Source organism: Polymorphobacter sp. (assembly GCF_051860865.1).
Taxonomy (GTDB): domain Bacteria; phylum Pseudomonadota; class Alphaproteobacteria; order Sphingomonadales; family Sphingomonadaceae; genus Sandarakinorhabdus.
Window position 1 is genome coordinate 1 of record NZ_JBIMKZ010000130.1, and the last position, 3535, is coordinate 3535.

2 protein-coding genes are annotated in these 3535 nt (G+C 63.2%); one reads left to right on the top strand and one right to left on the bottom strand.

The window, feature by feature from the left end; translation table 11 throughout:
* A partial coding sequence (locus ACTIFJ_RS15065; RefSeq protein WP_439534932.1) for a hypothetical protein occupies positions 1 to 425 on the bottom strand: 425 nt, incomplete at its 3' end.
* Positions 426 to 818: 393 nt separating this feature from the next.
* Between ACTIFJ_RS15065 and ACTIFJ_RS15070 the strand changes: the two genes are divergently transcribed.
* Positions 819 to 3401, top strand: coding sequence for a TonB-dependent receptor (locus ACTIFJ_RS15070; protein ID WP_439534933.1), 2583 nt, complete (start codon positions 819 to 821; stop codon positions 3399 to 3401).
* Positions 3402 to 3535 lie beyond the last annotated feature (134 nt).

Sequence of the window (3535 nt, forward strand, 5' to 3'; positions counted from 1 at the left end):
TTGGACGAGCCGACGACATAGATGGCGCGGCCGGTGGAATTGGTGGCCGGGCCGGTGAAGCTGGTGTTGGCGAACGAGATGTTGCTGCTGTCCCGGATCGTCACCGACTGGACGCGGGCGGGATCGTGCAGCCACTGGCCGCCGGTGACGTTGATGCCGTGCGTCGAGATGAGCTTCATGCCCTGGGTGATGGTGGCGGCGCTGGCATCGATGGTGACCGGCGCGCGATAATATTTGTCCTTGATGTCGATGGATTTGGTGAATGTGCCTTGCAGCTTGACGGTGTCTCCGGCGACCAGTTGCTTGAGGATGGCGGCGAAACTGCTCTCTGTGGCGAAGTATGTCGTGGCAGCTGTTGCTGATGAATGAGTAATAAAGGCAAATAATATTATAGCGAACAAGCGGAACCCTAACAAAGTACGCATTGGCGCCCCCACTGCTATGTCTGCGGCCAGTTGGCCGTAGAAGCCGATATGGATCGGTTGTGGGAAAGATGGCGGTTTTCCGGGGAATACAGTACAGTACTGCTACAGTATCCAATAGAATATTTTTCGAAGTGTCGGTGTTTTTTACTATTGGTTATAATTTTGGCGCGGTTTTTTAAAGTCTGCGATAGTTGTTTGAAAGGTTTGCGCCGTGAGGTGGCGGCGGGCGGCGGGACTTGCCGGCAGCGCGGGGCGTTGCGGCGTGCGGTGCGCTGACTGGCGGGCGGGCGCCGATGACCGTCTTGATAGTGTCATCTGATCATCATCGGCACGTCATCGACGCCCGATAGGCGCACCTCGACCCGATGGACGGGACGCAGGAGCAATTTTGACATGAAGAGATTTTGGGCAGCGGGCGTCTCCATGCTGGCGCTGGCGGCGCCGGCGATGGCGCAGCAGGCAGTGGCGGACGAAGAGCTGCTGGTGACCGGGTTCCGGAAGAGCGAGATTGAATCGGTCGAGGCCAAGCGGGACACGTTCATCGTGTCGGACGTGATCGTGTCCGACGATATCGGCCGGTTGCCGGACCAGAACACCGCCGCGGCGCTGCGGCGCATCCCCGGCGTGTCGGTGCAGAACGACCAGAACGAGCCGCGCTTTCCGTCCATCCGCGGGTTGCCGCCGACGTATAACCGGACCCAGGTGAATGGCGCGATCGTGGCGACGGGTGACAATGGCGGATCGCGGACCGTGCCGCTCGACACCGTGCCGTCGACCTTTGCCCAGCGGCTGGAGGTGTTCAAGACGATCACGCCGGAGATGGACCCGAATGCCATCGGCGGGATCATCAACATCGTCACCAAGAGCGCGTTCAGCGAGGAGGGGCCGTTCCTCAATGCGACGGCGGCGGTGACGCTGCTGGAGCAGATGGGCGATATCGGCGGCAACAATGTGTCCTGGCGCGGCAATGCCCAGGGCGGGTTCCGCTTCGGGCCGGACGGGCAGTTCGGGGTTGTCGGCAGCGTCAACTATTCGATCCGCGATTATGACATCACCCAGTTCGAGAATGCGACGCCGTCGTTCCGCGAATATACGGCGGCCGGGGCGCCGGTGGATCTGGGCGCGGCGGCCGGGAACAATATTCCGGTGCCGATCCAGGAGCGGTTGTTCCTGTACAACAATATCCGCGAGCGGACCGGCGGGGCGCTGGCGTTCGAATGGCAGGCCAATCCCGACCTCTATATGCGGCTGTTCGGCACCTACAACCGCTTCAAGGACCGCGAGACGCGGCAGGAGAACCGGCTGGAGCAGACCGGCAATGTCACCAACCAGACGGCGACCAGCGGCACCTTCCGGACCGGGCGCAACCGGATCGGGCTCAACCTGCCGATCAACAGCCAGAAGATCTGGAACACCCAGTATAATCTGCGCTGGGATGCCAGCGAGCGGCTGCGGCTCGATGTGGACGCGATCTATTCGGGCGCCGAGGGGCGCGAGATCGGGCGCGGCGAGACCTTCCAGTCGGCGGCCAATACCGGCTTCGGGTTCAACTATGACACGTCGAAGTTCTTCTTCGACTTCAATCCGATCAACCCGGCGAATGTAGCCAATCCGGCGCTGTATCCGTTCCTCAACCGTACGGAATCGCTGAACCTGACCCGGCAGGACATCTATGAGGGCCGGGTCAATCTGACTTACAAGGGCGAGAGCGGCGGGCTGGATTATGCGCTGAAGGTGGGCGGCATTTACCGGCAGCTCGACCATGACCGGAACCAGGACCAGTCGACCTATACGCTGCGGGCGGGATCGGGCGTGACCTATACGCTGGCCAGTGCCTATGGCCGGCAGCCGCTGGCGGTGGTCGGCGGCAAGCAGTTCGACCTGATCATCGATCCAGAGGCGGCGCTGCGCTTCTTCGAGGCCAACCGCAGCGCCTTCGACGTGGCGCTGAACAATGTGAACGGCGATTTCACGGTCAAGGAGAAGATCTATGGCGGGTTTGCCCAGCTGCAGCTGAAGACCGGCGATCTCGAGATCCTGGGCGGCGTGCGCTATGAGCGGACCGATGTCAGCTCGGCGTCGGTGCGGGTGTCGGGCGGGGTGGCAACGCCGTCGGTGACCGAGGGCGGCTATGGCAACTTCCTGCCGAGCGTGCATCTGCGCTGGAACGTGTCACCGGAGCTGGTGGTGCGGGCGGCATGGACCAACACCATCGGCCGCGCCAATGTCGGCGACGTGACGGCACGCGAGACGCTGAACCTGATCACCGGGGCGCTGCCGACGCTGAGCCGGGGCAATCCGGACCTGAAGCCGCGCCGGTCGATGGGCTTCGATGGCTCGATCGAATATTATTCGGGCAATGGCGGGCTGGTGTCTTTGGGCGCCTTCTACAAGGACATCAAGGACGAGATCTACACCCAGACCAGCATCCAGACGATCGACCTGGGGTTGGGGCGCGGGCCGGAGCAGGTCGAGGTCAGCCGGCCGGACAATGCCCAGTCGGCGACGCTGTTCGGCGTGGAGGCGGCGGTGCAGCAGTCGCTGGCCTTCCTGCCCAATCCGTTCGACGGGCTGGGGGTGAACCTCAATGCCACCTATGTGAAGAGCAAGCTTGACGTGCTGACCTCGGCCGGGCCGCGGCGGCTGGGCTTCTTCTTCCAGCCGAAATGGGCGGCCAATGCGAGCGTGTTCTACGAGAAGGGCGATTTCGAGGCGCGGCTGGCGTATAACTACACCGGCGGGTTCCTCGAAACGATCAACGAGACGATCCCGGGGGCGGACCAGTTCTGGCGCTGGCGCGGGACGATGGATGCGCAGGTCCGGTTCCGGGCGACGCCGAACATCGAATTCTTCGTCGAGGGCGAGAATTTGACCAATTCGGGTCGGATCGAGTTGACCGGGCCGAACCGCGACCTGCTGCAGGAAGCGGCGCGGTTCGGCCGGGCGTTCAGCCTGGGCGTGTCGATGGTGATGTAAGGCCAAGCGGGCCGCGCACTGTGCAAGCACAGTGCGCGGACTCCGCGCAGGGCCCGGCCGGCGGGGCGGCTGCCGGCCGGCAGCCGAACCCGTCCGACGGCGCGGCTTTGCCGCGCAACCTTTCTTTTTCCTTA

What these genes read in the sequence shown, in the direction of transcription:
- ACTIFJ_RS15070 (WP_439534933.1), top strand. Translation starts at nt 819, where the DNA reads ATGAAGAGATTTTGGGCAGCGGGCGTCTCCATGCTGGCGCTGGCGGCG.